The sequence below is a fragment of the Candidatus Pantoea multigeneris genome (assembly GCF_011752615.1).
Classification (GTDB): domain Bacteria; phylum Pseudomonadota; class Gammaproteobacteria; order Enterobacterales; family Enterobacteriaceae; genus Pantoea; species Pantoea multigeneris.
Genome location: NZ_VWXF01000015.1, coordinates 1 through 26,795, shown reverse-complemented (window position 1 = coordinate 26,795; position 26,795 = coordinate 1). Strand labels below are relative to the sequence as shown.

Sequence of the window (26,795 nt, the reverse complement as noted above, 5' to 3'; positions counted from 1 at the left end):
AAATGACAATGGGGCAGGCAGGCCCGCCCCGGATTCAGGACGGGCTCACCCGCCCCAGGAAAAACAGCCTGTTTATGAAGCCGCTGTGCTGCCAGACAGCAGGTCCAGCACTTCCTGCACGTTGTGTGTGGTCGCCAGCTTCTCAATCACCCCTTCATCATCCAGGGCGTTGGTCAGGCTGGTGATCACCTGAATGTGTTCGTTATTGCGTGCTGCAATACCGATCACCAGACGGGCGATATCATCTTCCTCTTCACCGAAGCGCACCCCTTCTGGATACTGCAGGAACACGATACCGGTTTTCAGCACGCGATCTTTAGCTTCCACGGTGCCGTGTGGCACAGCAATGGATTCGCCGAGATAGGTTGGTGTCAGCATTTCACGTTGCAGCATGGCATCAACGTATTCTGGCTCAACGTAGCCTCCTTTCACCAACTGCTCACCGGCAAAGCGGATCGCCTGCTCTTTGTTATCCGCATGCAGATTCAGGAACACGTTGCTGACGCCGAGTTTGAAGAGCTGAGACTGGCCGTCATCGTAGCTGTCTGCCAGAGTGTGCTCGACTTTCTCGCGATGGCCTTCGCTGCGATTAGCCTGCACCAGACGGTCGGTCAGATTGGTATACAGCGCGCTATCAAGGAAGTTATTCAGTGAGATGTGCTGTGCCTGCGGAGCCTGACGAATAGCGCGTTCCGTTAAATCACGGTGGGTAATCACCAGATCAACATCGCCCGGCAGCGCATTAATCGCGCTGTTGGTGACGGAAACGTTAGTCAGACCCGCATCCTGAACTTTTTTACGCAGTACGCCAGCACCCATGGCGCTTGAGCCCATACCGGCATCACAGGCCACGATAATTTTACGCACGTGAGTCAGATCAACACTGTTGGCATCCGCCACCACGGTGCTGCCTGCGCTGCTCTGGCCTTTAGACTGTGCTTTCATCTCTTGCATACGACGGGTCGCCGCTTCGATGTCGTCATCTTCTTTGACTTTGCTGGTTTTCAGCAGGACAGAAGAGACGATAAAGGAGACGGCAAAGGCGGCAATAATCGCTGCGATGTTTGCGACGTAGGTGCCTTTAGGTGTCATCGCCAGCACGGCCAGGATAGAACCTGGTGAAGCGGGAGAAACCAGACCGCCGTTCAGCAGGGTCAGGGTAAACACGCCGGTCATCCCGCCTAAAATTACCGCCAGCAGCAGGCGCGGAGCCATCAGCACGTAAGGGAAGTAGATCTCGTGGATACCGCCAAGGAAGTGAATGATTGCCGCACCGCCCGCAGACTGTTTCGCGCTACCGCGACCAAACAGCATATAGGCTACCAGTACACCCATACCTGGGCCTGGGTTCGCTTCAATCAGGAAGAAGATCGATTTGCCTGCTTCACTGGCCTGCTGAATGCCCAGCGGTGAGAAGATACCGTGGTTGATGGCATTGTTCAGGAACAGGATTTTTGCTGGCTCAACGAAGATGGAGGTCAGCGGCAGCAGGTTGTGCTGCACCATGATGTTTACGCCGGTCGACAGAATATGCGACAGCCCTTCCACCAGTGGCCCAATGGCTTTGAAAGACAACAGCGCCAGCAGCATACCGATGATGCCTGCGGAGAAGTTGTTTACCAGCATTTCGAAGCCGCTTTTGATTTTGCCATCAACGGCACGGTCAAATGCGCGAATCGCCCAGCCACCCAGCGGGCCTGCGATCATCGCACCGAGGAACATCGGCATATCCGCACCGACGATAACCCCCATCGTGGTGATAGCACCCACCACACCACCGCGATCGCCACCCACTAAGCGACCGCCGGTAAAGCCGATCAACAGAGGTAACAGATAGGTGATCATCGGGTTAACTAGCTTAGCTAGCGTGGCATTTGGGATCCAACCGGTTGGAATGAACAGCGCAGTGATGATACCCCAGGCGATAAACGCACCGATGTTAGGCATCACCATATTACTCAGGAAACGACCAAAGCTTTGAACTTTGACCTTAGCTGATGAGGACATAAATCCACCCCTTCTCTTCTCGAGACGCGCTGCAAACCAGGAGAGCGCGTTTGTTTTTGTTTAGGCGTTACGGCGGGGAGCCGTCGCTATTACTGTATGCACGCGGACTCTATCACGCGAATATGACGCTGCGTAGCGGTGCACTTTAGTGTGATCTGGATCACTTTAACCCCCCGGGGTGGAGGCCATTTTGCGTGATCGGGATCACACATAAACGCGATAAGTGCGGCGATGTGGGTTTTTTCTGTACAAATAAGAGGTGTTTTTGTGATTTGTGTCACTTTTATGTGGCGGGTGTTTGTTTCATTAATGTGATCTGAATCACAAACAATTTTTGGTCAAAAATGCCGCAGATCACACTTTGGTCACGTGTGGGTGCGTTGGTGAATCGGCGGGGTGGTAACTAATAGCAGGAGAGCGGTTAAACCCAGTTATTGGCTTAACCGCTATTCAGTTATTGCGCGCTCTGCACCGTGCGCTGAGCCTGCACTAATGCGGGGGCATCGGTGGCAATCTGGCTCATCAGTGCGTTGTACTGCGTAGCAGGATCCTGGCTGGAGAACTGCACGCCACCATTATTGAAGCTGACGTGGGTTCCTTGTGCCTGGAGCAGATCGCCTGCCTGAACCGCAGACTGGCTGAGGCTCTGCAACTGGGTCAATTGCGGCGTCAGCTGGTTTGATGGCAGCGTGACAACCTGGTCATACGCTTTATCAAACACGCTTTTTAGGTCGTCCGGCTGTTTCAGGGTCGCTTTCGCGCTATCGGCCTGTAATTTAGCGCTCTCAACCTGCTGTGTGACCACCGTTAACGCGCCGCTCGCCTGGCGCAGAGAATCACGGCGGGTCAGGTAATCCTGTGGCACATGAATGGCGGCCAGCTCATCGACCACCGGGCGAATACCCTGATCAACCGCTTTGCTCGCCTGCTGTGAGAAACCATAAATGATGGCGTAATCGCTGACGTAGGGGCCAAAGCTCTGTTTTTGGCTTTCACTCAGTGAAGGCAGGTGCTCGCCGCTCCGCATGGCGGTGTTTTGCAGGAAGTCGATAAATGCTTTACGTTGATCGCCCTGTTTGTCGCCACAGCCCGTGAGCTGCACAACCATAAGCGCGGTGACGAGCAGCAAACCTGCGCGTTTCCCGATGCGGGTTAGTCCGATAGCCATGTCTGCAACTCCTGTCAGTAAAATGGCGAAAAATCTGCTGGGATAAGAACAGTCTTAAAGGATAGAACAAAGGCCTGAGTCGGCACAATGGCGGTGAGGGGTAACTGGCGCAGTTGCTGCATGTTAGTGCGTTTTTGCACAAAAACAGCGCAGTGGAGTGGCCCTTAAGCTGCGTTAGGCCATGCAGGCCTGCTGGGTGAAAATGGTGCGTTTATTGCTTCACTCTCCGGTGATGGCCTGGCAGGTGGAACGGCGTTGTAGCAATTTATGCTATATCAGCTTTGGCTATGAAAGCGTAGCGGTAGGAAGAATATCCAGACGCAATAAAGCGTTAGCGGCTTTGCAATGTAAATGAAAAGTAAAGCTGAAATAATCTCCCTGTTTTGCCCGGCAAAAGTTGCTTTCTTTATCCATAATTACTTCCCAGGCCAACATACATGGGTGCCGCTGTTTCGGGTGGTACGGGCAGGCTGTGTCCCGTAGGGGTTTTACACTAAAAATTATAAACCCTTGCGGGATGCAGCCTGCGGTCCTGGTCTTTGGATCTCCTTGCAGATTCTTATCTTCCTACTTTCGCGTGATTCATAGTGAGTTTTAAGGAGTTCTCTATGGAAGTAAAAGATCCTGTTTTTGAATTACTGAGTAGCCTTGAACAGATTGTTTTAACGCGTGACAGCCTGAAGCCTGCGGTGCAGGTATCAACCCCATCACTTCCTGAGCCGCAGCGCTTACGTGAACTGACCGGGATGCAGGTGGATGAATTTGCCCGAGTCATGGGCGTAAGTGTCTCTTCAGTAAAAAGCTGGGAAGCACGTCGTACCCGTCCTTCTGCTACGGCTCAGAAATTGATGAAGCTGTTACATGCAAACCCGTATTTGGGACGTCAGCTGTTAGATTGAAAAGTATCAAAGAGAGATGAAATGACCCGCCGCTGGCGGGTTTTTTTATGCCTTATTTTTCCAGCCAGTGGCCTTACCCGACGCATCCCAGATTTTTTTTTCACCCATCAGTCCATGCTTAGCAACCTTTATTCTGCAAAGCCTGCATCTATGAAAAGCACTGACATGTTGAGGGGCGTCACCTGGCTACTTCTCACACTGCTTAGCAGTGCCAGTCTTAGTGGTTGGTTTCTGCTACAGCAATATGAAGAAAAATCAGCTGATTTCCGTATCCTCTACCGCGATATCACGGTGAAACTCTCGCAGCATGACGCGATCATGCCACTGCTTTCGACCCAACAAAATATGGCTGAAGTAACACATATGCTGCCGCAGATTGTGCAGTGGAGACACGACTCTGCATTGACACCTCGCATGCCAGTGATTCCCGAGGGTGAGGGACAATACTGGTTGAGTCATGGCGGTTTATCGTTGCTGATTGACCTAACGGTGCTGCTTGCGGGTGAGGAAGAGAAAAAGACCTTCCAGCATTTTGCCATCAGTTGGCAGCAGGCCAGGTTATATGAACAGGGGGATGGCAATACCTCTACCTGGTGGCGATGGGATAAAACCGTTGTCAGCCCGAATCAGCCTTTTCTCCTCTCTGCGGGTGGCAACCCGACCTGGGAAACGCTGCCATGGTGGTGGGTAGGATCACCGGCGCTTTTCTGGGCGCTAGCGCTCTATTTACTCACACAGTATCAGACGAACAAGCGTCGTCGGGATATTGCCGATCTGCGCGCTCACTATGCTGAGCTGACCCGGTTGAATACGCTGGGTGAACTTGCTGGAGGGATGATGCATGAGCTCAACCAACCCCTGACTGCGATCATGAGTTATAACCAAGCCGCAGTGAGGTTAATTGAGCAGAATAAGCTGGCACAAATTCCCGGTCTCCTTAACGCCGCCGTCGTCCAGATAAAGCGCATTGATGCGCTGCTCAGCCAATTCCGACAAAGACTCGCCAGTGATGATGCCGCTGATCAGCCAATAGTGCTCCCGGCACTTTGGCTGCGGGTATGCCAGCTACTGGATAACGAATTTCGTGCAGGAAAAGTTCACCTGAGCAGCCATTTTGCAGACGATCTCTCGATGCTTGTAGCACCACCGCTATGGGTAGAACAAATTCTCCATAATATCGCCAGTAACGCGATTCAGGCTCAGGTGGGGTGTGCGGCGGCGTGGCTGCATTTTGATGTGCGACACAAAGATCGAGGAATAGTGATGACACTGACCGACGGCGGACCTGGCCTTTCAGAAGAAGCGCTGGAACGGGTATTTATGCCATTTTTTACCACGCGAGTGGCAGGAATTGGTTTGGGGATGGCACTGGTGGATACCCTGGTGCATCGACTGAACGGCACTATTGAGGCGAGCAATATTGCGGGCCAGGGTGCTTGTTTTCGGCTGTGGTTTCCCCTAAGGGAAGAGGCAAATTAATGGGGCCCAAAATCTGGCTTATTGACGACGATGTGGCAATTCGCGACTCCCTTAGCCTTTTACTTTCAACCGTTGGTTGGCAAACACAAACCTTTAGCTGTGCTCAGCATTTTCAGCGGCAGGTGGGGAATTTAAACGACCTGGCAGGCTGTATCTTGCTTGATATCCGTATGCCCGGGAAAACAGGGTTAACATGGCTTCATGAGTGGATACAGCAAGGGCTGACATTGCCCGTTATCATCATGACGGGACACGGAAATATTGATTTATGCCGCCGTGCATTCAAAGACGGCGCTTTTGAGTTTCTCACTAAACCCATTGATGCAGACTTGCTGTTTGAGGTGGTTGGCGCGGCAATTGAACAGCAGAAAAAACAGCAAGAAGCTCAACAGCGAGTGCAGCCACTGCAGCAAAAACTCTCGCTGCTGACGAGGCGTGAAAAACAGATACTCGCACAGATGATGACGGGGTATTCCAGCAAAGAAATCGCTCAGCGTTTCTCCCTCTCTCCTCGCACCGTTGAAGCGCATCGCGCGAATATTTTCATCAAACTGGACGTAAAGTCACTGCCGAAGCTACTGCAAATCTATGGTGGGATCGCTAAAGAAAAATACGTAAAAACACCTGGTTAGTTAGGTAATTGCCTCAATAGTTTCCTCGTTGAACGTTTCTTAGTATGGCGCACAGACAGGTCGCCACATGCAACTTCACGAAACGTATCCCACCATCGCCCTGAGAAGGCGGGATAGCACAACAAGGATCAATGAAGATGAAAAAAACAACGGGTTTGTTAGCGATTCCCCTTATGCTGATGGCGAGTCCACTGCTGGCTGCGCCAGATGACGAAGGGTATTATGCTGCCGCGAAATACGCCTACAGTGAACAACGTGCCAGTGGGCAGGACACGAGCAGTCGCCCCGGCGTTGGGCAGTTTGTGGAAGGTAAGACAACAGCGCGTCATGGCGGCATTTCACTGGCTGCTGGCTACCAGTATGGCAATGGCTGGCGTACTGAAGGGGAGTATACCGTTCCTCAGAAAACCGAGTTCACTAGCGGTTCTTCCACATTCTCAACGAGTTATAACCATTTAAAAGTAAAAACCGAACGGTTAATGCTCAATGCCTATCGTGACTTCGATATCGGTTACGGATTATCGCTGTTTGGTACAGCAGGGCTGGGGATAACAAAAGTGGATGCGGGTGGCTGGCAGGGGAATCCCTCGCGTGAATATGCCTCTAACACGCAAAATAATTTATCCTGGGCGGTGGGTGCTGGTATCAGCTATATCCCCGTAGCTCGCTTGAGTATTGATGCAGGCTACCGTTATGTGGATATGGGGAAAATTGAAAGCGGCTACAACAATTTCAGTAATGTACGTGGCCTCAAAGATGAGCAAATGAAAGGCCGCCTGAGTACCAGTGAGATTTCTATAGGGACGCGTTATGTGTTCTGAGCATAAATGCTAACAACATATACTGGCGTTAAAGCATCCCTGTCACACAACAGGCCCGTTCTGGGCCTGCTTCCTTTCAGAATCCCCACCAGAATGAGACAATCTGCTCACAATTTGCTGATAAAACGAACTCTGGCGTTTCGCTTTAGTCACAGTAAGGCTTGTTGTTTATTTTCTTCACCTCGGGATACCTGTGTTCAATGAATTTTATTAAAACGCTGAGCCAACAAAAGCTCTCAATGCTGCTGGCGCTCTATATCGGCATCTTATTGAATTTGCCGATTTTTTACCGCCGTTTTGACGGTTATTTGCAGCACCCCTCTTTGACCAATCTTTTCTCTGCGCTCGCTGAAATCATGGCGAGTGTGCTGTTACCGTTCTTCTTAATTCGCCTCTGTTCTCTGGGCGGGAAGCTGGCCTGGCGCATCCTTGCCAGCCTGCTGGTACTGATCTCGGTGGCTGCCGCCTATTACATGATCTTTTTCAACGTGGTGATTGGCTATGGGATTGTCGCCTCAGTGATGACCACCGATACCGACTTATCCAAAGAGGTGGTGGGTTTTCACTATGTGGTGTGGATGGTGCTGGTCAGTGCGCTGCCGTTGCTGCTGATTTGGCGCAGTCATCTCCGCAATACCCTGCTCGAACAGCTGCGTACGCCGGGGCAGCGCCTGCGGCCAACGCTGACGCTGTTGCTGTGTGTGGCGCTGGTTTGGCTGCCTATCCGCTATTTTGATCGCCTGCAAAAAGTGCAGGAGAAAATCACCAATATCGATTTACCCAGTTATGGCGGCGTGGTTGCCCACTCTTACCTGCCTTCGAACTGGCTGGCGGCTCTGGGGCTGTTCACCTGGACTCGCATCGACGAAAAAATGGATAAATCGTCACTGTTCGATCCGGCCAAAGCCTTCACTTACGTAGCCCCTGCGGGTATTGATGACACCTACGTGGTCTTTGTCATCGGTGAAACCACCCGTTGGGATCACATGGGCATTCTTGGTTATGAGCGGAATACCACGCCGAAGCTTTCACAGGAGAAGAACCTGGTGGCTTTCCGTGGCCAGTCATGTGATACCGCAACCAAGCTTTCATTACGCTGCATGTTTGTACGCGAGGGCGGCACCATGGATAACCCAGGCCGCACCCTGAAAGAGGAAAACGTCTTCGCAGTGATGAAATCGTTGGGGTTCACCTCTGAACTCTTTGCTATGCAGAGTGAGGTGTGGTTCTACGACAACACCAACGTCAACAACTTTGCTTTCCGCGAGCAGATTGGCTCGGAAAAAGACAATGCAGGGAAAGCCGTGGATGACATGCTGCTGGTGCCTGAATTGCAGAAGTCACTGGAACGCTATCCTCAGGGCAAGCATCTGGTGATCCTGCATACCAAGGGTTCGCACTATCTCTATTCTCAGCGCTATCCACGCAGCTTTGCCCACTACCAGCCAGAATGTATCGGTGTGGATGATTTCTGTAGTAAAGCACAGTTGATCAACGCTTATGACAACTCGGTGATGTACGTGGATAACATGCTCGATAGCGTGTTTGACCAGCTACGTAACAAGAAAGCGATCGTGTTCTACGCGGCCGATCACGGTGAATCGATCAGCGAAAATATGCACCTGCACGGGACGCCACGCGAGATGGCTCCACCAGAGCAGTTCCGCGTGCCTATGTTGGTGTGGGCTTCCGATAGCTATCTGGCGGACGCACAGAACCGCGCTCGCTTTGAGCGTTTGCAGGCAGAACAGCGTGTGGGCCAACCCCATCGTCACGTCGAGCTGTTTGACTCCATTCTGGGTTGCCTCGGTTATACCTCGCCAAACGGTGGGATCAACCCGGCGAACAACTGGTGTCAGCCACCGGCAAAACCGGTGGCGCATCCACTTTAAACGGTGTTTTGGCTCTAATTTGGCTGCTTTTCAGGCAATCAAACCGGGGGGATTAAAAAGCGGTTGACGCTCCCATGAGGGAGCAGTAACATGCGCCCCCATCGGCGAGTAGCGCAGCTTGGTAGCGCAACTGGTTTGGGACCAGTGGGTCGGAGGTTCGAATCCTCTCTCGCCGACCATCTTTAAGAAAGCCTGCTTGAAAAAGCAGGTTTTTTTTCGTCTATTTTTTGCCCCATCTGTGTAAATTCCCCTGATTTCCTCCGCGAGTGGCGCGCTCACGTCATGTTTTGTTACCGTTGTCAGTAATTACCAAAAAATCCGGCTTAGCGGCTTTTCATTAGTTCAACGCGTAAAAAAGCAGATCAATCTCTTCTCAGCCCTTGCGGTATCTGCGCTCGAATCTTAATTCGTGACACATTTTTCTTATGATAAAAATCGACCACTTGCCTAATTCTTATACACGCAAAGCAGCATATTTTGCTGCCTGAACGTCATAACGCACGCAATATCGCTCATATTGTCAGCAATTGCCGCTAATATACTAAGGTTTTTTAGCGATGAAAAATGGCTAATAAGGGGATAGTTCACAGCGTGATTACTGGATTTTTCCACTGAAAGATAAAATTAATCACTACTGGTCACGTTTTTTTCACTTTTTTATCGTTGCTTGCGGTTACTCACACTCTATGTAAATAACTTGTGCTTGTATTGACGTTGATTGCAACTGTTGACAAATTGAGTCGTCACGCTGCGCAGTGGTCAAATAACCCGCTTCTTACCAGAACGGTTTACTAAAAAAATCGCCACGCGCAGGGGTCATTTGACGTGACCTGTCCGAACCGCACAAAAAAAACAGAGGTCGGACGAAGCACACAACAACACATCACGATGGAGCAACGACATGAGCAACTCCCTGGCAAAATCCAGGATGCTGAAGGTCGGTCTTAGCCTATTGGCTATGACCGTGGCCGCCGGTGTTCAGGCAAAAACCCTTGTTTACTGTTCAGAAGGTTCACCGGAAGGCTTCAACCCGCAGCTCTTCACTTCCGGCACCACCTACGATGCCAGCTCAGTACCGATCTACAACCGTCTGGTCGAGTTCAAAACCGGCACCACTGAACTGCAACCTGGTCTCGCAGAAAAATGGGACGTCAGCGCAGATGGCAAAACCTACACTTTCCACCTGCGCCAGGGTGTGAAGTGGCAAACCACCAAAGATTTTAAACCCACGCGCGACTTCAACGCTGATGACGTGGTGTTCTCCTTCGAACGCCAGCTCGACAAAAACAATAAGTATCACGGTGTCTCTGGCGGCAGCTACGAGTACTTCGAAGGCATGGACATGCCGAAGTTGATCAGCAAAATCGAGAAGGTGGACGACCATACCGTACGCTTCACCCTGACGCGTTCTGAAGCGCCGTTCCTCGCCGATTTGGGCATGGACTTTGCCTCCATCTTGTCTGCGGAATACGCGGATAACATGCTGAAAGCGGGTACGCCAGAAAAAGTCGACCTTAATCCGGTTGGTACTGGCCCGTTTGTGCTGCTGCAATACCAGAAAGATTCGCGCATCCTGTATAAAGCCAACCCGGACTACTGGGGCACCAAGCCGAAAATTGATCGTCTGGTCTTCTCCATCACCCCGGATGCCTCCGTGCGCTACGCCAAATTGCAGAAAGGCGAGTGCCAGGTGATGCCGTATCCCAACCCGGCAGATATCGCCAGCATGAAGAAAGATACCAATATCAATCTGCTGGAGCAGCCAGGCCTGAACGTGGGCTATCTCTCATTCAACACCGAGAAAAAACCGCTGGATAACGTCAAAGTGCGTCAGGCACTGACCATGGCGGTGAACAAGCAGGCGATCATTGATGCGGTCTATCAGGGGGCGGGCCAGGCGGCGAAAAACCTGATCCCACCTACCATGTGGGGCTACAACGATGACGTCAAAGACTATCCTTACGACCCTGCCAAAGCGAAAGCCCTGCTGAAAGAAGCGGGCATGCCAGATGGCTTCAGTATCGACCTGTGGGCGATGCCGGTGCAGCGCCCGTATAACCCGAACGCACGCCGTATGGCGGAGATGATTCAGGCAGACTGGGCGAAAATCGGCGTGAAAGCCAACATCGTGACCTACGAATGGGGCGAATACCTGAAACGCGCCAAAGCCGGTGAACATCAGACCGTGATGATGGGCTGGACCGGAGACAATGGCGACCCGGATAACTTCTTCGCGACGCTGTTCAGCTGTGCAGCAGCCAAAGACGGCTCCAACTACTCCCGCTGGTGCTACAAACCGTTTGAAGACCTGATTCAGCCCGCGCGCGCTGAAGCCGACCACAATAAACGGATTGAGTATTACAAACAGGCGCAGGTAGTGATGCATGACCAGGCTCCGGCTCTGATCATTGCCCATTCAACGGTGTACGAACCGGTCAGTAAGAAAGTGACTGGCTATGTGGTTGATCCGTTGGGCAAACATCACTTCGAAAACGTCGATATTCAGGAATAACCTTTGCGGACCGGGCGATAACGGCACTTACCCGGGTGCCAGAGGTTATCGCCCAGCTCCGGTCACTTCCTTTTATTTGCGCGCGTAAGGCGTGGCGTTCGGCTGTTTTTGTCGGGCGCGTTTGTGAGCAATCAGTACCCGCGTTGTTTGTGCGGGAAAAGTGAGAATTTGGCTTATGCTGCAGTTCGTACTCCGGCGTCTGGGCCTTGTCATCCCGACGTTTATCGGCATCACGCTGTTGACCTTCGCGTTTGTCCATTTGATCCCCGGTGATCCGGTGCTGATCATGGCGGGTGAACGCGGTATCTCCCCCGAGCGCCACGCCCAGTTACTGGCGCAGTTTGGTCTCGATCAGCCCATGTGGAAGCAATACCTCACCTACGTCAATGGGGTGCTGCATGGCGATTTGGGCGTCTCCCTGAAAAGTCGTATTCCGGTGTGGGATGAGTTTGTGCCGCGCTTTAAAGCCACGCTGGAGCTGGGCATTTGCGCCATGTTGTTTGCGATTGCGGTGGGTATTCCGGTTGGCGTACTGGCGGCGGTAAAACGCGGTTCCATCTTTGATCACACTGCGGTGGGCATCGCCCTGACCGGCTATTCCATGCCGATTTTCTGGTGGGGCATCATGTTGATTATGCTGGTCTCGGTGCAGCTTAACCTGACACCGGTTTCCGGGCGCGTCAGCGATACGCTGTTCCTCGATGACAGCCACCCGCTGACCGGTTTTATGCTGATCGACACGCTGCTTTGGGGTGAGCCTGGCGACTTCAAAGATGCGGTGATGCACATGCTATTACCGGCCATTGTGCTGGGGACTATCCCCCTCGCGGTGATTGTGCGTATGACCCGCTCATCCATGCTGGAAGTGTTGGGAGAAGATTATATCCGTACCGCGCGGGCCAAAGGGCTGACGCGGATGCGCGTCATCGTGGTACACGCGCTGCGTAACGCCATGCTGCCGGTTGTCACCGTGATTGGTTTGCAGGTGGGAACGCTGCTGGCGGGGGCGATCCTCACAGAGACCATTTTCTCCTGGCCAGGTCTGGGCCGCTGGCTGATTGAAGCTTTGCAACGCCGTGACTATCCGGTGGTGCAGGGCGGCGTGCTGCTGGTCGCTATCCTGATCATCCTCGTCAACCTGCTGGTTGATCTGCTGTATGGCGTGGTTAACCCACGCATCCGCCATAAGAAGTGAGGGGGAAAAATGAGTGTTGTTGATCCTGCAAGCGTAAACGCTGCACCCAAGCCAATGACCCCGATTCAGGAATTTTGGCACTACTTCCGGCGCAATCATGGTGCGGTCGTCGGTCTGGTTTATATCGTTTTGATGCTGCTGGTGGCTATTTTTGCCGGTCTGCTCGCGCCTCATGCCCCTGCTGAGCAGTTTCGCGACGCGCTGCTGCACCCGCCGGTGTGGCAGGAGGGCGGCAGCTGGAAATTCATCCTCGGGACCGATGACGTTGGCCGCGATGTCCTGACGCGCCTGATGTACGGTGCGCGTCTGTCGCTGCTGGTGGGCTGCCTGGTGGTGGTGCTTTCTCTGATTCTGGGGGTCATTTTTGGTCTGCTGGCGGGCTACCTCGGCGGCGTGGTGGATGCGGTGATCATGCGCATCGTCGATATCATGCTGGCGCTGCCAAGCCTGCTGCTGGCGTTGGTGCTGGTGGCTATTTTTGGCCCTTCGATCGTCAATGCCGCACTGGCACTGACCTTTGTCGCCTTACCGCACTATATCCGTTTGACCCGCGCTGCGGTGTTGGTTGAGGTCAATCGCGACTATGTGACCGCCTCCAGCGTGGCCGGTGCTGGCATGCTGCGTCAGATGTTTATCAATATTCTGCCGAACTGCCTCGCTCCGCTGATCGTGCAGGCCTCACTGGGCTTTTCCAACGCCATTCTCGATATGGCGGCGCTGGGCTTCCTTGGCATGGGCGCACAGCCCCCGACGCCAGAGTGGGGCACCATGCTTTCTGACGTGCTGCAATATGCGCAAAGCGCATGGTGGGTGGTGACTTTCCCTGGGCTGGTGATCCTGTTGACGGTACTGGCATTTAACCTGATGGGCGATGGCTTACGCGATGCGCTCGATCCAAAACTCAAGCAGTAGGGGCCGAAAATGTCATTACTTCAGGTAGAACAACTTTCGGTACATTTTGGCGATGATGGCCACCCGTTCCGCGCGGTTGATCGCATTAGCTATCAGGTGGATGAAGGCCAGGTGGTGGGGATTGTGGGCGAATCCGGCTCCGGTAAATCGGTCAGTTCGCTGGCGATAATGGGGCTGATTGATTTCCCAGGCAAGGTGAAGGCCGATTCGCTGCAATTTAATCAGCGCGATTTACAGCGGATTTCAGAAGCAGAGCGTCGTCAGTTGGTGGGGGCGGAAGTGGCGATGATTTTTCAGGACCCCATGACCAGCCTGAATCCGTGTTACACCGTCGGCTTCCAGATCATGGAAGCGCTGAAGGTGCATCAGGGAGGAAATCGCCGCACTCGCCGCCAACGGGCGATAGATCTGCTGACGCAGGTGGGGATTCCCGATCCCGCCTCGCGGCTGGATGTGTATCCGCATCAGCTTTCGGGAGGGATGAGCCAGCGCGTGATGATCGCGATGGCGATAGCCTGCAAACCCAAACTGCTGATTGCCGATGAGCCAACCACCGCGCTGGATGTGACCATTCAGGCGCAGATTATTGAGCTGTTACTGGAGCTGCAACAACAGGAGAACATGGCGCTGATCCTGATCACCCATGACCTGGCGCTGGTGGCTGAAGCGGCACACCATATTATTGTGATGTACGCCGGGCAGGTGGTGGAGAGCGGCAAAGCGGCGGATATTTTCCGTGCGCCGCGTCACCCCTATACCCAGGCGCTACTGCGTGCGCTGCCCGAGTTTTCCAGTGACAAGGCGCGTCTGGCCTCGCTGCCGGGAGTGGTACCGGGCAAATATGACCGCCCAACCGGCTGTTTGCTGAACCCGCGTTGCCCCTATGTGACTGACCGTTGCCGCCAGGAGGAGCCTGCTCTGCGGGATATCCCAGGCCGCCAGTCAAAATGCCACTTTCCGCTGGATGACGCCGGGAGACCCACTTATGAGCACTAATGCAGGCCCACAGGATTTCCTGTTACAGGCCGTTGATTTGAAAAAGCACTACCCGGTGAAAAAAGGGCTGTTTGGTGAACAACGGCTGGTTAAAGCGCTGGATGGCGTGTCGTTTAATCTGGAGCGCGGCAAGACGCTGGCGGTGGTAGGGGAGTCGGGTTGCGGTAAGTCGACGCTGGGACGTTTGCTCACCATGATCGAAACCCCCACCGCGGGCGAGCTTTACTGGCACGGCCAGGATTTATTGAAACACGATCCGCAGGCGCAAAAATTGCGGCGGCAAAAGATTCAGATCGTTTTTCAAAATCCCTATGGCTCGCTGAATCCACGTAAGAAAATCAGCCAGATTCTGGAAGAGCCGCTGTTGATCAACACGTCACTGACCAAAGCGGAACGGCGGGAAAAAACGCTGGAGATGATGGCGAAAGTGGGCCTGAAAACCGAGCACTACGATCGCTATCCGCATATGTTTTCAGGCGGACAGCGGCAGCGCATTGCCATTGCACGCGGCCTGATGCTCGACCCGGATGTGTTGATTGCCGATGAGCCGGTTTCAGCCCTGGACGTTTCGGTGCGCGCTCAGGTACTGAACCTGATGATGGATCTCCAGCAGGAGATGGGGCTTTCGTATGTGTTTATCTCCCACGATTTGTCGGTGGTGGAACACATTGCCGATGAGGTGATGGTGATGTATCTCGGACGCTGCGTGGAGAAAAGTAGCAAGGCAGAGCTGTTTGCCCATCCACGGCATCCGTATACACAGGCGCTGTTATCGGCCACGCCACGCCTCAACCCAGAGCAGCGGCGTGAGCGCATCAAGCTCACCGGCGAACTGCCCAGCCCGCTCAATCCACCCCCTGGCTGTGCTTTTAACGCCCGCTGCCGTCGTCGTTTCGGCACCTGCACCCAGTTCCAGCCGCAGCTAAAAACCTACGGCGATCAGGCCGTTGCCTGCTTCGCCGTCGATGAAGACGAACATCAACGGGTCGAGTAGTCGCTCAACCCGTCACTGAAAACGGCAGGTGGTTCGCTGCCGTTTTTGGTGGGGATGTGGTGAGGTTGTTAATTGGATTAGGCATCTTGGATTAATATTAAATCATCATAAACCAAATCAACTATTTCTTGGCGTGAAGCCTCAGGTAAAATAACACAACTCTGTTGATGAGTTTGTTTCTGGAATTATTTATTTAATAATTCCAGTTATTTTTTATTTTTTATCTTTAATTTAATATTAAAAATCAAAGTGGCCGCCAATACCTTTTGAGGGTGAGTTATCTTTTTCTACTGTTAGTTTGGCAACAAATTCTTTGAATTCATATGCAACCAATGTTAATCCTGATATAGTTATCCCTTCATCAAAAATAGGATCAATTTCATGATCCCAAAACCAGATGCTTCCTCTTCTTTTTCCTTTAGTGCATATACATATTTGGTTTCCACCTGAAGAGAAACCAATCGGAATTAATTTCATTTTAAAATTATTCTGGTAAGTATTTATAGCTTCGAAAATAGTATAACCATCATCGGTACTACTCAATCCATAAAAATATTCAATAGCATCTAATTTATTATTATCTGCCCATGGAGAAGGTTCAATGCTCTTGAAATATACCATGGTATTAAAATTTATGTTGCTACCAAAATGCAATAAAAAATCACTATAATCTTTCGGCAGAACACCAGTTAATTTTTCCAGTTTTCCTAATAGATTGTTTTTTTTGATCGTCTCAATTGGAGCATGTTTTACCCCAAGCAACTCAATTTCACTTAGCATTTTTCACCACCTTGAACTAGAGAAAATCACTGATGCATAATTTTAGGGAATGAAAAGGTAATCTTTTTTCATTTCATTTATAAACGATAAGAACGACATTGAAACATTACCTAACTCACTTTCGTCAGTGATCCAGATCTTTATTTCACCATAACTGTCCGAAACAGTAGATATTAAGAATAAATTCCCGCCATCATCATATGCGAATGGAATAAGACCCAAAAGATTAGGCCAATCTTCTAACAGTTCTTTATAGCGTTTTTCTATTGGAACTTTTCCATGTGAAAATGAGAAAAAACCACCCAGCAAAAACGGATTAGGCTCATATTTTTCGGGGGAATAGCCGCCATTATTTATCAAATAAAAATCAATGAAATTGGTTGGTAGCTCTACATTATTAGACATTTCAAATTTTCTTATATCATCTAAAGTGATATTTTCTTCTGATCCCTCTAAGGTTAAGGACATGATTTTTACCCTTATAACATTTCTGGATATGTATGTTTTTTTCAGTGATTGCTTTATTTTAACTGAAGTTGCCGCTGTGGATAATCCCTTAGTGTGAGTTTCGTTCTGTAGGTTGCATAATACCCATGTTATTTTGAGGGAGCACGATATCAAGAATATTTTTTAGATATATTATAGTCCTGAGGATACTGTCATCCCTTTTTTTATTGTTTGACCTATCAACAGATCAAAGAATTGCTTAAATGTTTTTGCGTAAAAATAGAGGTGAAGATAGCCATCTTCGCCTGAAATAGAATAATTATTTTTTTTATCATCAGCATGCAAACAGGCCCTATCCCAATAGTACACCCCTGATTTTTCTCCTTCAGTAACCAACACGTAGAAGTTATCACCCGGGTCAATACCAATAACTACTGCGTTACTTATGAATGATAATTCGTCAATTACATCATCATTCACACTTTCGATATCATAGTTGTCATTATTAACTTTATGACCAAACAAAGCATCGAATGAGATGAAATTATTATCTACATTATTGTATGGAATATCGCAATGATCCGGAGATGATACTCTAAAGCCATTGTAATTGCTTAGAAAATTTTTGTAATCGTCAGGAAACACTACTGACAACCTTTTAGCTAATAAATCTATATCTATTTGACTGATGCTAACACCTGTTAAAATAGCCAATTTTAAACTCCTTAATTTCTGTAAAGGTTTTTATTTATATTTGGTGGGGGATTGCATTTTTTCCATTTTGATTTTTATAATAAGTACTTATATTATAGTCAGCCTGTCTCCAAAGGAGACTTCGCATCTGCTTGTCTGAAATTTTTACCCATTAACTGGCTGTGATCACTTTTTAATTCTGGAATGTTAATTTCCTGCCTTTTTAAACGATGAAATTCGGATGTCCATCAAGGTAGCGAACAACGTTATGATTTCAATCTTGATAAATCTATGTCAGCCATAAATATTTAAAATTAAATGGTTTTTATTTTTCTCAACTTCAAATGATTCATATTTTACACTATGATGCTGTTCGTGTTTGCCTACTGAGCAACGTGGCTTCTTAAACGGTTGTCTCTACAAATCGCATGATAGTGATATTTTTTATGAAAACTTTATATTTAAATTATTGACAAATATAACCAGCTGGATTTTTTATAATCCATGCTGGAAATTATTTTGTCGCAATGTTATTCACTTAATGTTCAAAGGTCATTATTTATTTTCATTCCTAGATCTGCGGTTGTCTGCAGCACCATTTTGTAAAAAGATGTAAAATCATCTGTGATTTTATATATGTTTCCACTATCATTTTTTTCAGGTATTGCGAAGATTTGAATGTCATCTTCCGAATGTAAGTGGGTTCTGTCCCAGTAGTAAACTCCTGTTTTATTGTCAATGTTAATAATCAAAAAGTAATTCCCTCCTGGATCATCGCCAATAATCATCTTTTCTTTTAAAAAGTCAACTTCATTTAGGAAGTTATCATTGTGGTAATAGACATCATTGTAATGGTTTTGAGTTTCTATGCCGAATAATCCATGGAAAGCGATGATTCCTTCATCAACACCATCATAGTGTAATTCGCTAAAATCTGGGCTTTTAACTACAAATCCATTTTTCTTTTCCAAAAATTTTCTATAATCATCTGGAAGACGAGTATTGTACTTCATTTCCAATGAATGGATTTCTGGACCTAATAATGGTTTTCCACAAGAAATAGGCATAATTATATTTCCTTTTTATTGGCAAGATTTTTTAATTTTAGAAACGCCACCACGATGGGTGAAATTACTATGAATATTTTTGGGTACTTCTTGCATCGTAATCCCATTTTCATGATGGTGCCATGTATTGCTCTCCAAATTAGCGGGTCCATTAGGAGCCAAGGCGTTGGCTTTGCCAAAATCACCACTAGGGCCGAGCCGATGATTCCCCTTAAGATCTGGTACATCAACGCTTTGAATCTCATAAGGTTTAAAATCTGGATACCCATTTGGATATCGGACAATATTACCACTATTATCCTGATACACCCATGTACGGGTATCAATCTCCTGCCAGACTGTTCCACCCTTTTCATTCCACTTATCTAGCAAAGGTGAGTTCAGAGGTTTACCAGTTAACCCCCAAGGATCCACCCACCCGTTCGGGTTCGGCACATACTGGTAAAGATTAAACCCACCCAGAACCCCAATCGGATCCGGGGTCGTAAAGCGGCCGACCTGCGGATCGTAGTAGCGGAACAGGTTGTAGTGTAGCCCGGTTTCCCTGTCTTCGTACTGTCCGGCGTAGCGCAGCGGGATATGTACCTGATTTTTCAGCATCGGCATGCTGTTGATAACCGGGTTGGTGACCTCGCCGAACGGGGCGTAGTCGCCGGACCAGCGCAGCTGGCCCTGCTCGTCGGTACACTCCAGCGGGGCGCTGTTCAGGTCGCAGTGCAGATACTGTATCTGCACCGACGGGTAGCCGCCGGTGTGGCCCAGCGCGGCCAGCGGCGTCCACGGGCTGTCCGGGTCGTAGCACCAGGTGCGGCAGCGGTCGCCGTAGCCGGCGTGCGGGGCAAACTGCTCCTGGAGCAGACGCCAGCCCTGCCAGACAAAGCGGGTGGTCTCCGGCGCACACTGTTCGCGCGTGACGGTTTTGCTGCTGCGCCGCCCCAGCGCGTCGTAGTGGTATTCGGCCTGATAGCGGCCCTGCGGGCCGGTGCCGCGGGCGCGTATCAGGCGGTTGTCGTCATCGTATTCGTAGTGCTGCTCCAGCCAGCCGCAGCGGCGGCTGATAAGGTTGCCCCACGGGTCATAGCGGTTAAACAGGCGCTGCCAGTGGCGCAGGCTGGTCATGGGCCAAGGGATAAGAGGCGGCGGGGGGCTGGCAGGTATGTTAGAACGAGGTATGGTAAACCTGATGTAACAGCAAGTGGCAGCGAAAGCACCCAGTCCCATCATGGCCGACAAAAAGTGGAGCACTATTCCACCCAGATATTTAGGGTGATTCCTTATTTTGAATAATTGACCTTCAGGGGATGTATAGGAAATATCATTTTTTATGAAAAGGTCAGTTTAATGTTTTTAATACAATGGTATAAATTCTTCCTTTAAATGAAAATAATCCTGAGGCAGGATGATGCTTTTGTTACTATGATGCATTATCCTGACTCACTATTTTAATGAAGCTATGAATAGGTTATTGATCACCCATAAAAATAATCATAAAATTTAAGGAATTTTTCCTTCCCTATGACTGGTGTTATAGATTTTCTTAAATCTTCAATGAATTCAGTTTTGATGATGTCTTCATCATCAGTAATATCGAAGATGTTATATTTACCATAAACCAACTCAATTAGTTTGGTTAATGATGAAATAAACTCACAAAAGCTACTTCCTATTTCAAATGGTAGTCCAACATCATAGTTCGCATATATTGATGTACCTTTGTCATTAAATGCAGCTATTATGGGCTTCCCTCCGCCAACGTCATCACCAAATACAAGATAATTATCTGGTAAGTAAGCGTATCCAGTTTTACCTTTTTCTATGTCCGTAATGGAATGTATTTTTATTGGTGTGAATCCGGTTTCAATTTTTAATCCTTCGGGGTTGTAATTTTTGTAAAAAAAACCAATATCACTGGAGTTTGTGAGATTATCAAAAAAAAGCTCAACTTCACCGTTTGTAACTTTGAAATCACCAGGGATGGAGTATTTTTCACAAGCATAAACGAAGTTTTTAAATATACTATGCATGTCATTCATCACATTTCTCCGGTCTATTTAGACATCCTGTTACACCCAGTTAAGTTTTTTCGAGTCAAACTCCTGTCAATTAAACGGCCTTTTCCAGGAGTTTCATAGCTGCCACGGTGACCTTGTAGTCCATGCAGGTGCTCATCGAAGCCGCTAGGATGATTAGCATTTTGCAGGAAAACAATATTTCGCGGATCACCCTGCCATTTTTCGCCCAGTATGCCATTGCCTTTGACACTATTAATGTGGTGGCCAGTATATCCCATATCAGACATAACCGAAGAAAGTTGGCGGTTGTTTTTTGTACTGATGATTACTTCTCGTTCGCCGGCTGACCATTCTCTAGTTCCTCCACCAGCCGCAACTAGTTCTCGTTCCTCACCCCAGGCACGGCTTATTGCGGTCGCTCTTGCTCCTGGTTGGGAGCTGAGTGTGGAAACGGGTTTATAGCGAACCAGACCTTCAGCAGAAAGCCCCCACGGATCAATCCACCCGTTCGGATTTGGCGCATACTGGTAAAGATTAAACCCACCCGCCACCCCAATCGGATCCGGGGTCGTAAAGCGGCCGACCTGCGGATCGTAGTAGCGGAACAGGTTGTAGTGTAGCCCGGTTTCCTCATCTTCGTACTGTCCGGCGTAGCGCAGCGGGATATGTACCTGATTTTTCAGCATCGGCATGCTGTTGATTACCGGGTTGGTGACCTCGCCGAACGGGGCGTAGTCGCCGGACCAGCGCAGCTGGCCCTGTTCGTCGGTGCACTCCAGCGGGGCGCTGTTCAGGTCGCAGTGCAGATACTGTATCTGCACCGACGGGTAGCCGCCGGTGTGGCCCAGCGCGGCCAGCGGCGTCCACGGGCTGTCCGGGTCGTAGCACCAGGTGCGGCAGCGGTCGCCGTAGCCCGCGTGCGGGGCGAACTGCTCCTGCAGCAGACGCCAGCCCTGCCAGACAAAGCGGGTGGTCTCCGGGTCACACTGCTCGCGCGTGACGGTTTTGCTGCTGCGCCGCCCCAGCGCGTCGTAGTGGTATTCGGCCTGATAGCGGCCCTGGGGGCCGGTGCCGCGGGCGCGAATCAGGCGGTTGTCGTCATCGTATTCGTAGTGCTGCTCCAGCCAGTCGCAGCGGCGGCTGATAAGGTTGCCCCACGGGTCATAGCGGTTAAACAGGCGCTGCCAGTGGCGCAGGCGGTTGCCGGTGACGTGGTGCAGCGGGGCGTCGTCCTTGCTGCTCAGCCTCACCGGGGTCTCGTCGAGCAGGTTATCCGCCCCGTCATAGCGAAGGTGGGTCATGGGCCGGGTATGCGGGTGCGGGATTACGCTGGTCATGCGGCCCGCGGTATCGTACTGGTAGCGGGTGCTTCCGGGGCCGTACCGGTCAACAACACGCGACTCTGGCCTGATTGGGGAGGACGAGAACCTGCCCTATATCAGTGTTGCTAACAGTGTGACCGGGAGATGTTCAAAACTACACGCAGTATCTGGTGATGATTATCAAAGAGAATTGGCTGGTAACAGTGGGTTTTGAGACGGAGGCGTCGTTTACGGTACAGCAATTGGAGGGCTTTGTGGTGCTTATCCCGAACAGTAACAAGATACAGAAAGCCCGCCAGCAGATTTACGAGGCACCGCTGGCGGTGGCGAGGGTTAAGAATGTATTGGTTTGGTAGGTTGAACCAAAGTTAAATAATAAAAAATCACGCCTATATAGCCTGTTTTATTGTTTTTGAATGTTATTCAGCAGGGTTATAATATCAAGGTTTCCTTTGGGGGATAACTTCGGTAGTGCTTCCCATTCACTTTCAGATATAGGTGTATTATTCCCATAGAAATCCTTCTTGTTACAGTTGTTCCCTATGCCAAATGCAAAATAGACATCACTCACGTTTTGAGGGATGTAATTTTCTTGGTGGCCAATGATTCTCCAGTCACCATCTTTATATACTTTTTTATCTAACAGTCCATAAGTGTCTATTATGATTGGTGGAATTAACCTCTGTGTTTTATTAACCACATCCATAGTTATTTCAGGCTTTTCAGATGAGTGGTCGAATATTTCAGCAATATGTCCCGTTATTATTTTAGACATGATCCTTCCGAATCGATATGTATTATCGTCTATTTTAAAGCAGAATATATCTCCTGGCTTCACGAAGCGCAGCATTGTTCTCGGTTTTTTATCCCAACTCCAGAATTTAAAGTTACTCATCCACATCTTCCTCCATCGGAACCATTTTTCTTACTATTATAAGCATCTTTAAATGCCAGCGCTCTGGGATCAGTTCGTCCATGTTCAAACGAATTATATTTATTTCCTCGGTTGATTGGCGATGGTTTTTCTCCAATGGTTCCGGTTCTGGTTTTATATTCTTCTATATAATGCTGCTCATAACCTCTGGCTTGACCATATGTTATATTTTCATCAAGAACAATCATTGATGACTGAGAAGTTAATCTCCCTGATGCCATATGCTCACCCATTCTTCGATCCGCATCATTGGTAATACCAACGTAATAAGGCTCTTTCGCTCCGGAATCAAATAAACCATAAACACTATAACCTGCTGCATCAACTGGAGTCAGCCCCAGCGGATCCACCCACCCGTTCGGGTTCGGCGCATACTGGTAAAGATTAAACCCACCCGCTACCCCAATCGGATCCGGGGTCGTAAAGCGGCCGACCTGCGGATCGTAATAGCGAAACAGGTTATAGTGTAGCCCTGTTTAGAGGCATAAGCGTAGATATTCTACGCCACCAATCAGCCATCTTGGATCATCAGAACTATTTAAAATTAGTGGGTGGGAATGTAGCTATATCATTATTCACTAATAAGCTAAATGAATTGTCAATATATTTTTTAAAATCAAATATATGCTTTCACAATTATGGTTTTTCCCAATATTTAGTGTTTTCAGTAGATTGCTCCAAATCGTCCATATCATCTTCTCCAAGTTCAAGTTCAAGTTCAAGTTCAAGTTCAAGTTCAAGTTCAAGTTAAAATTTACTTCCAATCCCCCCCTGACCCTCGATACTAACTTACTAATTTCATTATCTTCAATGAAGTTAGTAGTTTCTTGCTCATATGCTCTATATCTTTCCTAATCAATTGTTGATTCGTTAAAGTAATAATGACCTATGTTACTTAAATATATTAATATGCAATCAATATCTCTTTATAAATAAATTGTTTAATCATCTGTTAAATAAATTTTCCCAATCATATCTGACATTGTTATTACCTTTGGTTGATCGTGTGATTTTTAAGCTGAACATCACCTTTGACAAGAAGGTAACGGTGACGATTGAACAGGGTTGTCTGATTCTGACTGCGGGCAGTTAAAGAGAACAAGCCGGAAGGATCGTGGAGATCGCTTCCGGCTTTATAGTCAGTCTAAGAAGTCGTCGTTTTCCAGATAATATATAGTGGCTTCAAAAAGATCTTCTTTAGTCGAATCGGGGCTATTCTCAAGTTTATTTTCAATGATAGCAGTAAAGATAGGAGCTTCTAAAAAAGTCCCATAGTTCTCTTCAAAATCCATTTCTTCATCTTCATTCTCTGAAATATAATATTTTCCACTATGGATATCGCTCCTAGATTCTAAATCAAAGGAACTTTCCACATATAGCCAACCTACATCTGGAAGTTCTTTATATTTCTGTAGCAACTCATCAAAACCTGAGATAACAATCATTTAAAACCCCCTTTGTTTTCGACATTGAGTTCCACCACCCCATTTATTACGCCCCCCGGTTCCATCAGGGTGATAAATCTTGTGATAGCTTTTATGGTCATTAAAATCAGCAAGTTGTAGTGAGCCTGGTGAGTCACCATGATGCCATGTCATCCCTTTAGGAGAAGAGCCTCTAAAATTGCCATTTCGCATTGGCTGAACATGATCCACCACACCAGGATATTTTGTTTGTATCTCACGCTTAAATTCAGCGTCAGTTTGCAGGCGTTTATAAACCGACTCATTAGCACGACTAAAATGCTCTTTATCCGTCATGGTGTATTCTGAAGGATCTAATGTGTGCTCATGGAACACATGGTATTTACCTAAACCTCGTTGCCCCTCACCTTTATATAGCTCTAACGGATCTATCCACCCGTTCGGGTTCGGCGCGTACTGGTAAAGATTAAACCCACCCAGAACCCCAATCGGATCCGGGGTCGTAAAGCGGCCGACCTGCGGATCGTAGTAGTGGAACAGGTTGGTTTATTCACCTTAAAACTGTTCGGCTTAGCGCAGCGTGATATATGCCTAATTTTCAACATGGGCGTGCTGTTGATGACCATTTAGTATAATAGCTGATGAAAAAAGTGGGGCCTAGCCCCACATTTTTCATTATTTTTTAATTAAATTTTTGATATCAAAATCACCATGGGGGATTAAACGAGGGAATTTCTTTGACTCTTCCTCTGATATTGAAGATTCATTATCAAAAACATCCACTTTCTTACAAGACTTACCTAAGCCATATGTAAAATAAACACCATCTATATCTTTAGGTGTGTAATTATTTTGATGGCCAATAATACGCCAATCACTACCGTTTTCTATCTTCTTATCAAATAATGAATATGTGTCAATTACAACCAAGTCAATAATTTTTTTCGCTGTAATTATTTCCTTTTCACTTATTTCCGGTAAGGAAGATATAGAATCAAAGATCTCAGCAACATGGCCAAGCATGATTTTTGATATAATTCTACCAAAGCAATATTTTTTATCATCTAATCGAAAACAAAAAATATCACCAGGCTTAACAAAACGAAGCATGGTTCTTGGCTTCTTCTCCCAACCACAAAATTTGAAATCATTCATATGCACCCCTTTATTTATCTACCTTTAATTTCATAAGCATATTTCAATAATGATTTAATATGATAGTCGGAGTGTGGGATCATTCTGGGAGATAACCATGCTTCTTGTTCCGATATGGGGCTTTCATTTCCGAAAACATCTACTTTTTTTGCGTGAATCTGTGGAAGCCTTCTGCCTGCTAGTTAACTTCTCCAAAACTACCGTGAATTAGTCTAATAATATTGAGTTTTCTATATGCAAGTTCCCAGGCTATGAGTTTACTATTATTCTAGCTGCTCATATTTAAAAGTTAAAAGTCAAGATTCAGGCACTTGACTTTTAATTGTTATTTTTTAGAAAACTATTTTGTAATTAATTTTGTACTGCTATCTTTAAAAATAGATTTTAGGAATTGCTTTATTTTTTCTTTATCAATAGTAGTATTAAAAACAGCATGAAAAATTTTTGCACCAGCCTCATTGGAGGCCATGTCATTCACTGTAATCACCAATTCCTTATCATTTAGCTCAACATACTCTATTGCTGATGGTATCTCGTATTGAGTAGACTCATTCTGAAACCCAATACATTCATCAACAGATAAATCATCTTCGTCAAATCTTCCGATTATAAAAAAGTTTTTAGGATCGCTGTTATCATCGCCCACTGCCAGTGTAAGCACATCGTCTTCATCAGAGCAGTTTACACAGATAGCATCGATTTTTTTAGTAGAACTCATTGATTATTCCTTAGGCCAGAACAAGTTTTGGCTCTTGTTAATTTTTTACCTGCGGCAGCCCAGACATTTTTTTCACCTTTTGCATCGGGCCATGTATAGACGACATCTGAACCAGTGTTTAATTTAAATTTGTTCATCTTTCCACGGCATGAAGTACATGGAGGATATTGGCCATCAATAACCAATTTGTCTCCTGGTGAAGCTATTTGATCTAACTCACGTGTTATTCGCGCTTCTGTATGGGTTGCCAGTGAACTCTGGGGAAAGCCAAGGGCTTTTTCTTCCGGTGTCATATTGCCACTTTGCCATATTCCTTGTGCTTTTATATTACCATCAGAATCAAATAATGTGGCATTAGCAGTATGAGTACCTTTACCCGAACCAAATGACAGCCCCAGCGGATCAATCCAACCGTTCGGATTCGGCGCATACTGGTAAAGATTAAACCCACCCAGAACACCAATCGGATCCGGGGTCGTAAAGCGGCCGACCTGCGGATCGTAATAGCGGAACAGGTTGTAGTGTAGTCCGGTTTCCTCATCTTCGTACTGCCCGGCGTAGCGCAGCGGGATATGTACCTGATTTTTCAGCATCGGCATGCTGTTGATAACCGGGTTGGTGACCTCGCCGAACGGGGCGTAGTCGCCGGACCAGCGCAGCTGGCCCTGTTCGTCGGTGCACTCCAGCGGGGCGCTGTTCAGGTCGCAGTGCAGATACTGTATCTGCACCGACGGGT

General features: G+C 48.2%; 24 protein-coding genes, 1 tRNA gene and 3 pseudogenes. 11 read left to right on the top strand and 17 right to left on the bottom strand.

Annotated features, from left to right (window positions below):
• Positions 1–72: 72 nt before the first annotated feature.
• Together F3J40_RS22910 and F3J40_RS22905 are read right to left on the bottom strand one after the other, a co-directional pair.
• Entirely contained in the window at positions 73–2,007 is a 1,935-nt protein-coding gene (locus tag F3J40_RS22910) for a PTS mannitol transporter subunit IICBA (RefSeq protein WP_167018341.1), read from the bottom strand.
• A 454-nt stretch (positions 2,008–2,461) separates the two neighbouring features.
• On the bottom strand, positions 2,462–3,175 hold the full coding sequence (locus tag F3J40_RS22905; protein ID WP_017349311.1) for a DUF3053 domain-containing protein: 714 nt from the start codon (positions 3,173–3,175) through the stop codon (positions 2,462–2,464).
• A gap of 608 nt (positions 3,176–3,783) precedes the next feature.
• On the opposite strand from F3J40_RS22905, the gene F3J40_RS22900 reads away from it, so the two are divergent.
• The 11 genes from F3J40_RS22900 to dppF all read left to right on the top strand — a co-directional run bounded on the left by F3J40_RS22900 (position 3,784) and on the right by dppF (position 15,507).
• Positions 3,784–4,074: an HTH-type transcriptional regulator gene (locus tag F3J40_RS22900; RefSeq protein WP_167018339.1), complete on the top strand. Its 291-nt coding sequence runs from the start codon at positions 3,784–3,786 to the stop codon at positions 4,072–4,074.
• 150 nt (positions 4,075–4,224) lie between these two features.
• On the top strand, positions 4,225–5,553 hold the full coding sequence (locus F3J40_RS22895) for a sensor histidine kinase (RefSeq protein WP_240155588.1): 1,329 nt from the start codon (positions 4,225–4,227) through the stop codon (positions 5,551–5,553).
• On the top strand, positions 5,553–6,185 hold the full coding sequence (locus F3J40_RS22890; protein ID WP_167018439.1) for a response regulator transcription factor: 633 nt from the start codon (positions 5,553–5,555) through the stop codon (positions 6,183–6,185). Before F3J40_RS22895 ends, F3J40_RS22890 begins: the two co-directional genes overlap by 1 nt.
• A gap of 137 nt (positions 6,186–6,322) precedes the next feature.
• The gene (locus tag F3J40_RS22885) at positions 6,323–7,006 is read left to right on the top strand and encodes an outer membrane protein (protein WP_370659876.1); all 684 of its coding nucleotides are present in this window, start codon (positions 6,323–6,325) and stop codon (positions 7,004–7,006) included.
• Positions 7,007–7,206: 200 nt separating this feature from the next.
• Positions 7,207–8,898 (top strand): kdo(2)-lipid A phosphoethanolamine 7''-transferase, encoded by a 1,692-nt coding sequence (eptB, locus tag F3J40_RS22880; protein ID WP_167018335.1) that lies wholly within the window; start codon positions 7,207–7,209, stop codon positions 8,896–8,898.
• A 102-nt stretch (positions 8,899–9,000) separates the two neighbouring features.
• Positions 9,001–9,077, top strand: a tRNA-Pro gene (locus tag F3J40_RS22875).
• A gap of 722 nt (positions 9,078–9,799) precedes the next feature.
• The gene (dppA, locus tag F3J40_RS22870) at positions 9,800–11,410 is read left to right on the top strand and encodes a dipeptide ABC transporter periplasmic-binding protein DppA (RefSeq protein ID WP_167018333.1); all 1,611 of its coding nucleotides are present in this window, start codon (positions 9,800–9,802) and stop codon (positions 11,408–11,410) included.
• A 175-nt stretch (positions 11,411–11,585) separates the two neighbouring features.
• A complete protein-coding gene (gene dppB / locus F3J40_RS22865; RefSeq protein ID WP_167018331.1) occupies positions 11,586–12,605 on the top strand; it encodes a dipeptide ABC transporter permease DppB in 1,020 nt (339 codons plus the stop codon).
• A 9-nt stretch (positions 12,606–12,614) separates the two neighbouring features.
• Positions 12,615–13,517 (top strand): dipeptide ABC transporter permease DppC, encoded by a 903-nt coding sequence (gene dppC / locus F3J40_RS22860; protein WP_017349306.1) that lies wholly within the window; start codon positions 12,615–12,617, stop codon positions 13,515–13,517.
• Positions 13,518–13,526: 9 nt separating this feature from the next.
• A complete protein-coding gene (dppD, locus tag F3J40_RS22855; RefSeq protein ID WP_167018329.1) occupies positions 13,527–14,513 on the top strand; it encodes a dipeptide ABC transporter ATP-binding protein in 987 nt (328 codons plus the stop codon).
• A complete protein-coding gene (gene dppF, locus F3J40_RS22850; RefSeq protein WP_167018327.1) occupies positions 14,503–15,507 on the top strand; it encodes a dipeptide ABC transporter ATP-binding subunit DppF in 1,005 nt (334 codons plus the stop codon). The genes dppD and dppF overlap by 11 nt, the downstream gene beginning before the upstream one ends.
• A gap of 237 nt (positions 15,508–15,744) precedes the next feature.
• Here the strand turns inward: dppF and F3J40_RS22845 are convergent, their stop codons facing one another.
• The 15 genes and pseudogenes from F3J40_RS22845 to F3J40_RS22780 form a co-directional block, all read right to left on the bottom strand.
• Positions 15,745–16,287 (bottom strand): SMI1/KNR4 family protein, encoded by a 543-nt coding sequence (locus F3J40_RS22845; protein WP_167018325.1) that lies wholly within the window; start codon positions 16,285–16,287, stop codon positions 15,745–15,747.
• Positions 16,288–16,329: 42 nt separating this feature from the next.
• Positions 16,330–16,755 (bottom strand): SMI1/KNR4 family protein, encoded by a 426-nt coding sequence (locus F3J40_RS22840; protein WP_167018323.1) that lies wholly within the window; start codon positions 16,753–16,755, stop codon positions 16,330–16,332.
• A gap of 171 nt (positions 16,756–16,926) precedes the next feature.
• Complete coding sequence (locus F3J40_RS22835; RefSeq protein ID WP_167018321.1) at positions 16,927–17,448, bottom strand: SMI1/KNR4 family protein; 522 nt, start codon at positions 17,446–17,448, stop codon at positions 16,927–16,929.
• A gap of 524 nt (positions 17,449–17,972) precedes the next feature.
• Positions 17,973–18,494 (bottom strand): SMI1/KNR4 family protein, encoded by a 522-nt coding sequence (locus F3J40_RS22830; protein ID WP_167018319.1) that lies wholly within the window; start codon positions 18,492–18,494, stop codon positions 17,973–17,975.
• 15 nt (positions 18,495–18,509) lie between these two features.
• Entirely contained in the window at positions 18,510–18,803 is a 294-nt protein-coding gene (locus F3J40_RS25250; RefSeq protein ID WP_369410967.1) for an HNH endonuclease signature motif containing protein, read from the bottom strand.
• Positions 18,804–18,887: 84 nt separating this feature from the next.
• Positions 18,888–19,649: pseudogene (locus F3J40_RS24995) on the bottom strand (RHS repeat domain-containing protein); the annotation flags it as partial.
• Positions 19,650–19,963: 314 nt separating this feature from the next.
• Positions 19,964–20,527: a hypothetical protein gene (locus F3J40_RS22820; protein ID WP_167018317.1), complete on the bottom strand. Its 564-nt coding sequence runs from the start codon at positions 20,525–20,527 to the stop codon at positions 19,964–19,966.
• 14 nt (positions 20,528–20,541) lie between these two features.
• Positions 20,542–21,918, bottom strand: coding sequence for an RHS repeat domain-containing protein (locus tag F3J40_RS22815; protein ID WP_505543777.1), 1,377 nt, complete (start codon positions 21,916–21,918; stop codon positions 20,542–20,544).
• Between the two features lie 313 nt (positions 21,919–22,231).
• Entirely contained in the window at positions 22,232–22,723 is a 492-nt protein-coding gene (locus F3J40_RS22810) for an immunity 26/phosphotriesterase HocA family protein (RefSeq protein WP_167018313.1), read from the bottom strand.
• A pseudogene (locus F3J40_RS22805) lies at positions 22,720–23,238 on the bottom strand (RHS repeat-associated core domain-containing protein); the annotation flags it as partial. The gene F3J40_RS22810 and the pseudogene F3J40_RS22805, both read right to left, overlap by 4 nt.
• Before the next feature lie 663 nt (positions 23,239–23,901).
• Positions 23,902–24,207 (bottom strand): DUF7716 domain-containing protein, encoded by a 306-nt coding sequence (locus tag F3J40_RS22800; RefSeq protein WP_167018311.1) that lies wholly within the window; start codon positions 24,205–24,207, stop codon positions 23,902–23,904.
• A pseudogene (locus F3J40_RS22795) lies at positions 24,208–24,729 on the bottom strand (RHS repeat-associated core domain-containing protein); the annotation flags it as partial.
• 132 nt (positions 24,730–24,861) lie between these two features.
• On the bottom strand, positions 24,862–25,341 hold the full coding sequence (locus tag F3J40_RS22790; RefSeq protein ID WP_167018309.1) for an immunity 26/phosphotriesterase HocA family protein: 480 nt from the start codon (positions 25,339–25,341) through the stop codon (positions 24,862–24,864).
• A gap of 340 nt (positions 25,342–25,681) precedes the next feature.
• Entirely contained in the window at positions 25,682–26,059 is a 378-nt protein-coding gene (locus F3J40_RS22785) for a hypothetical protein (RefSeq protein WP_167018307.1), read from the bottom strand.
• Positions 26,056–26,795 (bottom strand): RHS repeat-associated core domain-containing protein (locus F3J40_RS22780; protein WP_205297494.1); only part of this gene is annotated, 740 nt, incomplete at its 5' end. The genes F3J40_RS22780 and F3J40_RS22785, both read right to left, overlap by 4 nt.

What these genes read in the sequence shown, in the direction of transcription:
- F3J40_RS22840 (WP_167018323.1), bottom strand. Translation starts at nt 16,755, where the DNA reads ATGTCCTTAACCTTAGAGGGATCAGAAGAAAATATCACTTTAGATGAT.
- F3J40_RS22800 (WP_167018311.1), bottom strand. Translation starts at nt 24,207, where the DNA reads ATGATTGTTATCTCAGGTTTTGATGAGTTGCTACAGAAATATAAAGAA.
- F3J40_RS22790 (WP_167018309.1), bottom strand. Translation starts at nt 25,341, where the DNA reads ATGAATGATTTCAAATTTTGTGGTTGGGAGAAGAAGCCAAGAACCATG.
- F3J40_RS22810 (WP_167018313.1), bottom strand. Translation starts at nt 22,723, where the DNA reads ATGAGTAACTTTAAATTCTGGAGTTGGGATAAAAAACCGAGAACAATG.
- F3J40_RS22890 (WP_167018439.1), top strand. Translation starts at nt 5,553, where the DNA reads ATGGGGCCCAAAATCTGGCTTATTGACGACGATGTGGCAATTCGCGAC.
- dppB (WP_167018331.1), top strand. Translation starts at nt 11,586, where the DNA reads ATGCTGCAGTTCGTACTCCGGCGTCTGGGCCTTGTCATCCCGACGTTT.
- F3J40_RS22830 (WP_167018319.1), bottom strand. Translation starts at nt 18,494, where the DNA reads ATGCCTATTTCTTGTGGAAAACCATTATTAGGTCCAGAAATCCATTCA.
- eptB (WP_167018335.1), top strand. Translation starts at nt 7,207, where the DNA reads ATGAATTTTATTAAAACGCTGAGCCAACAAAAGCTCTCAATGCTGCTG.
- F3J40_RS22820 (WP_167018317.1), bottom strand. Translation starts at nt 20,527, where the DNA reads ATGAATGACATGCATAGTATATTTAAAAACTTCGTTTATGCTTGTGAA.
- dppA (WP_167018333.1), top strand. Translation starts at nt 9,800, where the DNA reads ATGAGCAACTCCCTGGCAAAATCCAGGATGCTGAAGGTCGGTCTTAGC.
- F3J40_RS22910 (WP_167018341.1), bottom strand. Translation starts at nt 2,007, where the DNA reads ATGTCCTCATCAGCTAAGGTCAAAGTTCAAAGCTTTGGTCGTTTCCTG.
- F3J40_RS22895 (WP_240155588.1), top strand. Translation starts at nt 4,225, where the DNA reads ATGAAAAGCACTGACATGTTGAGGGGCGTCACCTGGCTACTTCTCACA.
- F3J40_RS22785 (WP_167018307.1), bottom strand. Translation starts at nt 26,059, where the DNA reads ATGAGTTCTACTAAAAAAATCGATGCTATCTGTGTAAACTGCTCTGAT.
- F3J40_RS22845 (WP_167018325.1), bottom strand. Translation starts at nt 16,287, where the DNA reads ATGCTAAGTGAAATTGAGTTGCTTGGGGTAAAACATGCTCCAATTGAG.
- F3J40_RS22885 (WP_370659876.1), top strand. Translation starts at nt 6,323, where the DNA reads ATGAAAAAAACAACGGGTTTGTTAGCGATTCCCCTTATGCTGATGGCG.
- F3J40_RS22905 (WP_017349311.1), bottom strand. Translation starts at nt 3,175, where the DNA reads ATGGCTATCGGACTAACCCGCATCGGGAAACGCGCAGGTTTGCTGCTC.
- F3J40_RS22900 (WP_167018339.1), top strand. Translation starts at nt 3,784, where the DNA reads ATGGAAGTAAAAGATCCTGTTTTTGAATTACTGAGTAGCCTTGAACAG.
- dppF (WP_167018327.1), top strand. Translation starts at nt 14,503, where the DNA reads ATGAGCACTAATGCAGGCCCACAGGATTTCCTGTTACAGGCCGTTGAT.
- dppD (WP_167018329.1), top strand. Translation starts at nt 13,527, where the DNA reads ATGTCATTACTTCAGGTAGAACAACTTTCGGTACATTTTGGCGATGAT.
- dppC (WP_017349306.1), top strand. Translation starts at nt 12,615, where the DNA reads ATGAGTGTTGTTGATCCTGCAAGCGTAAACGCTGCACCCAAGCCAATG.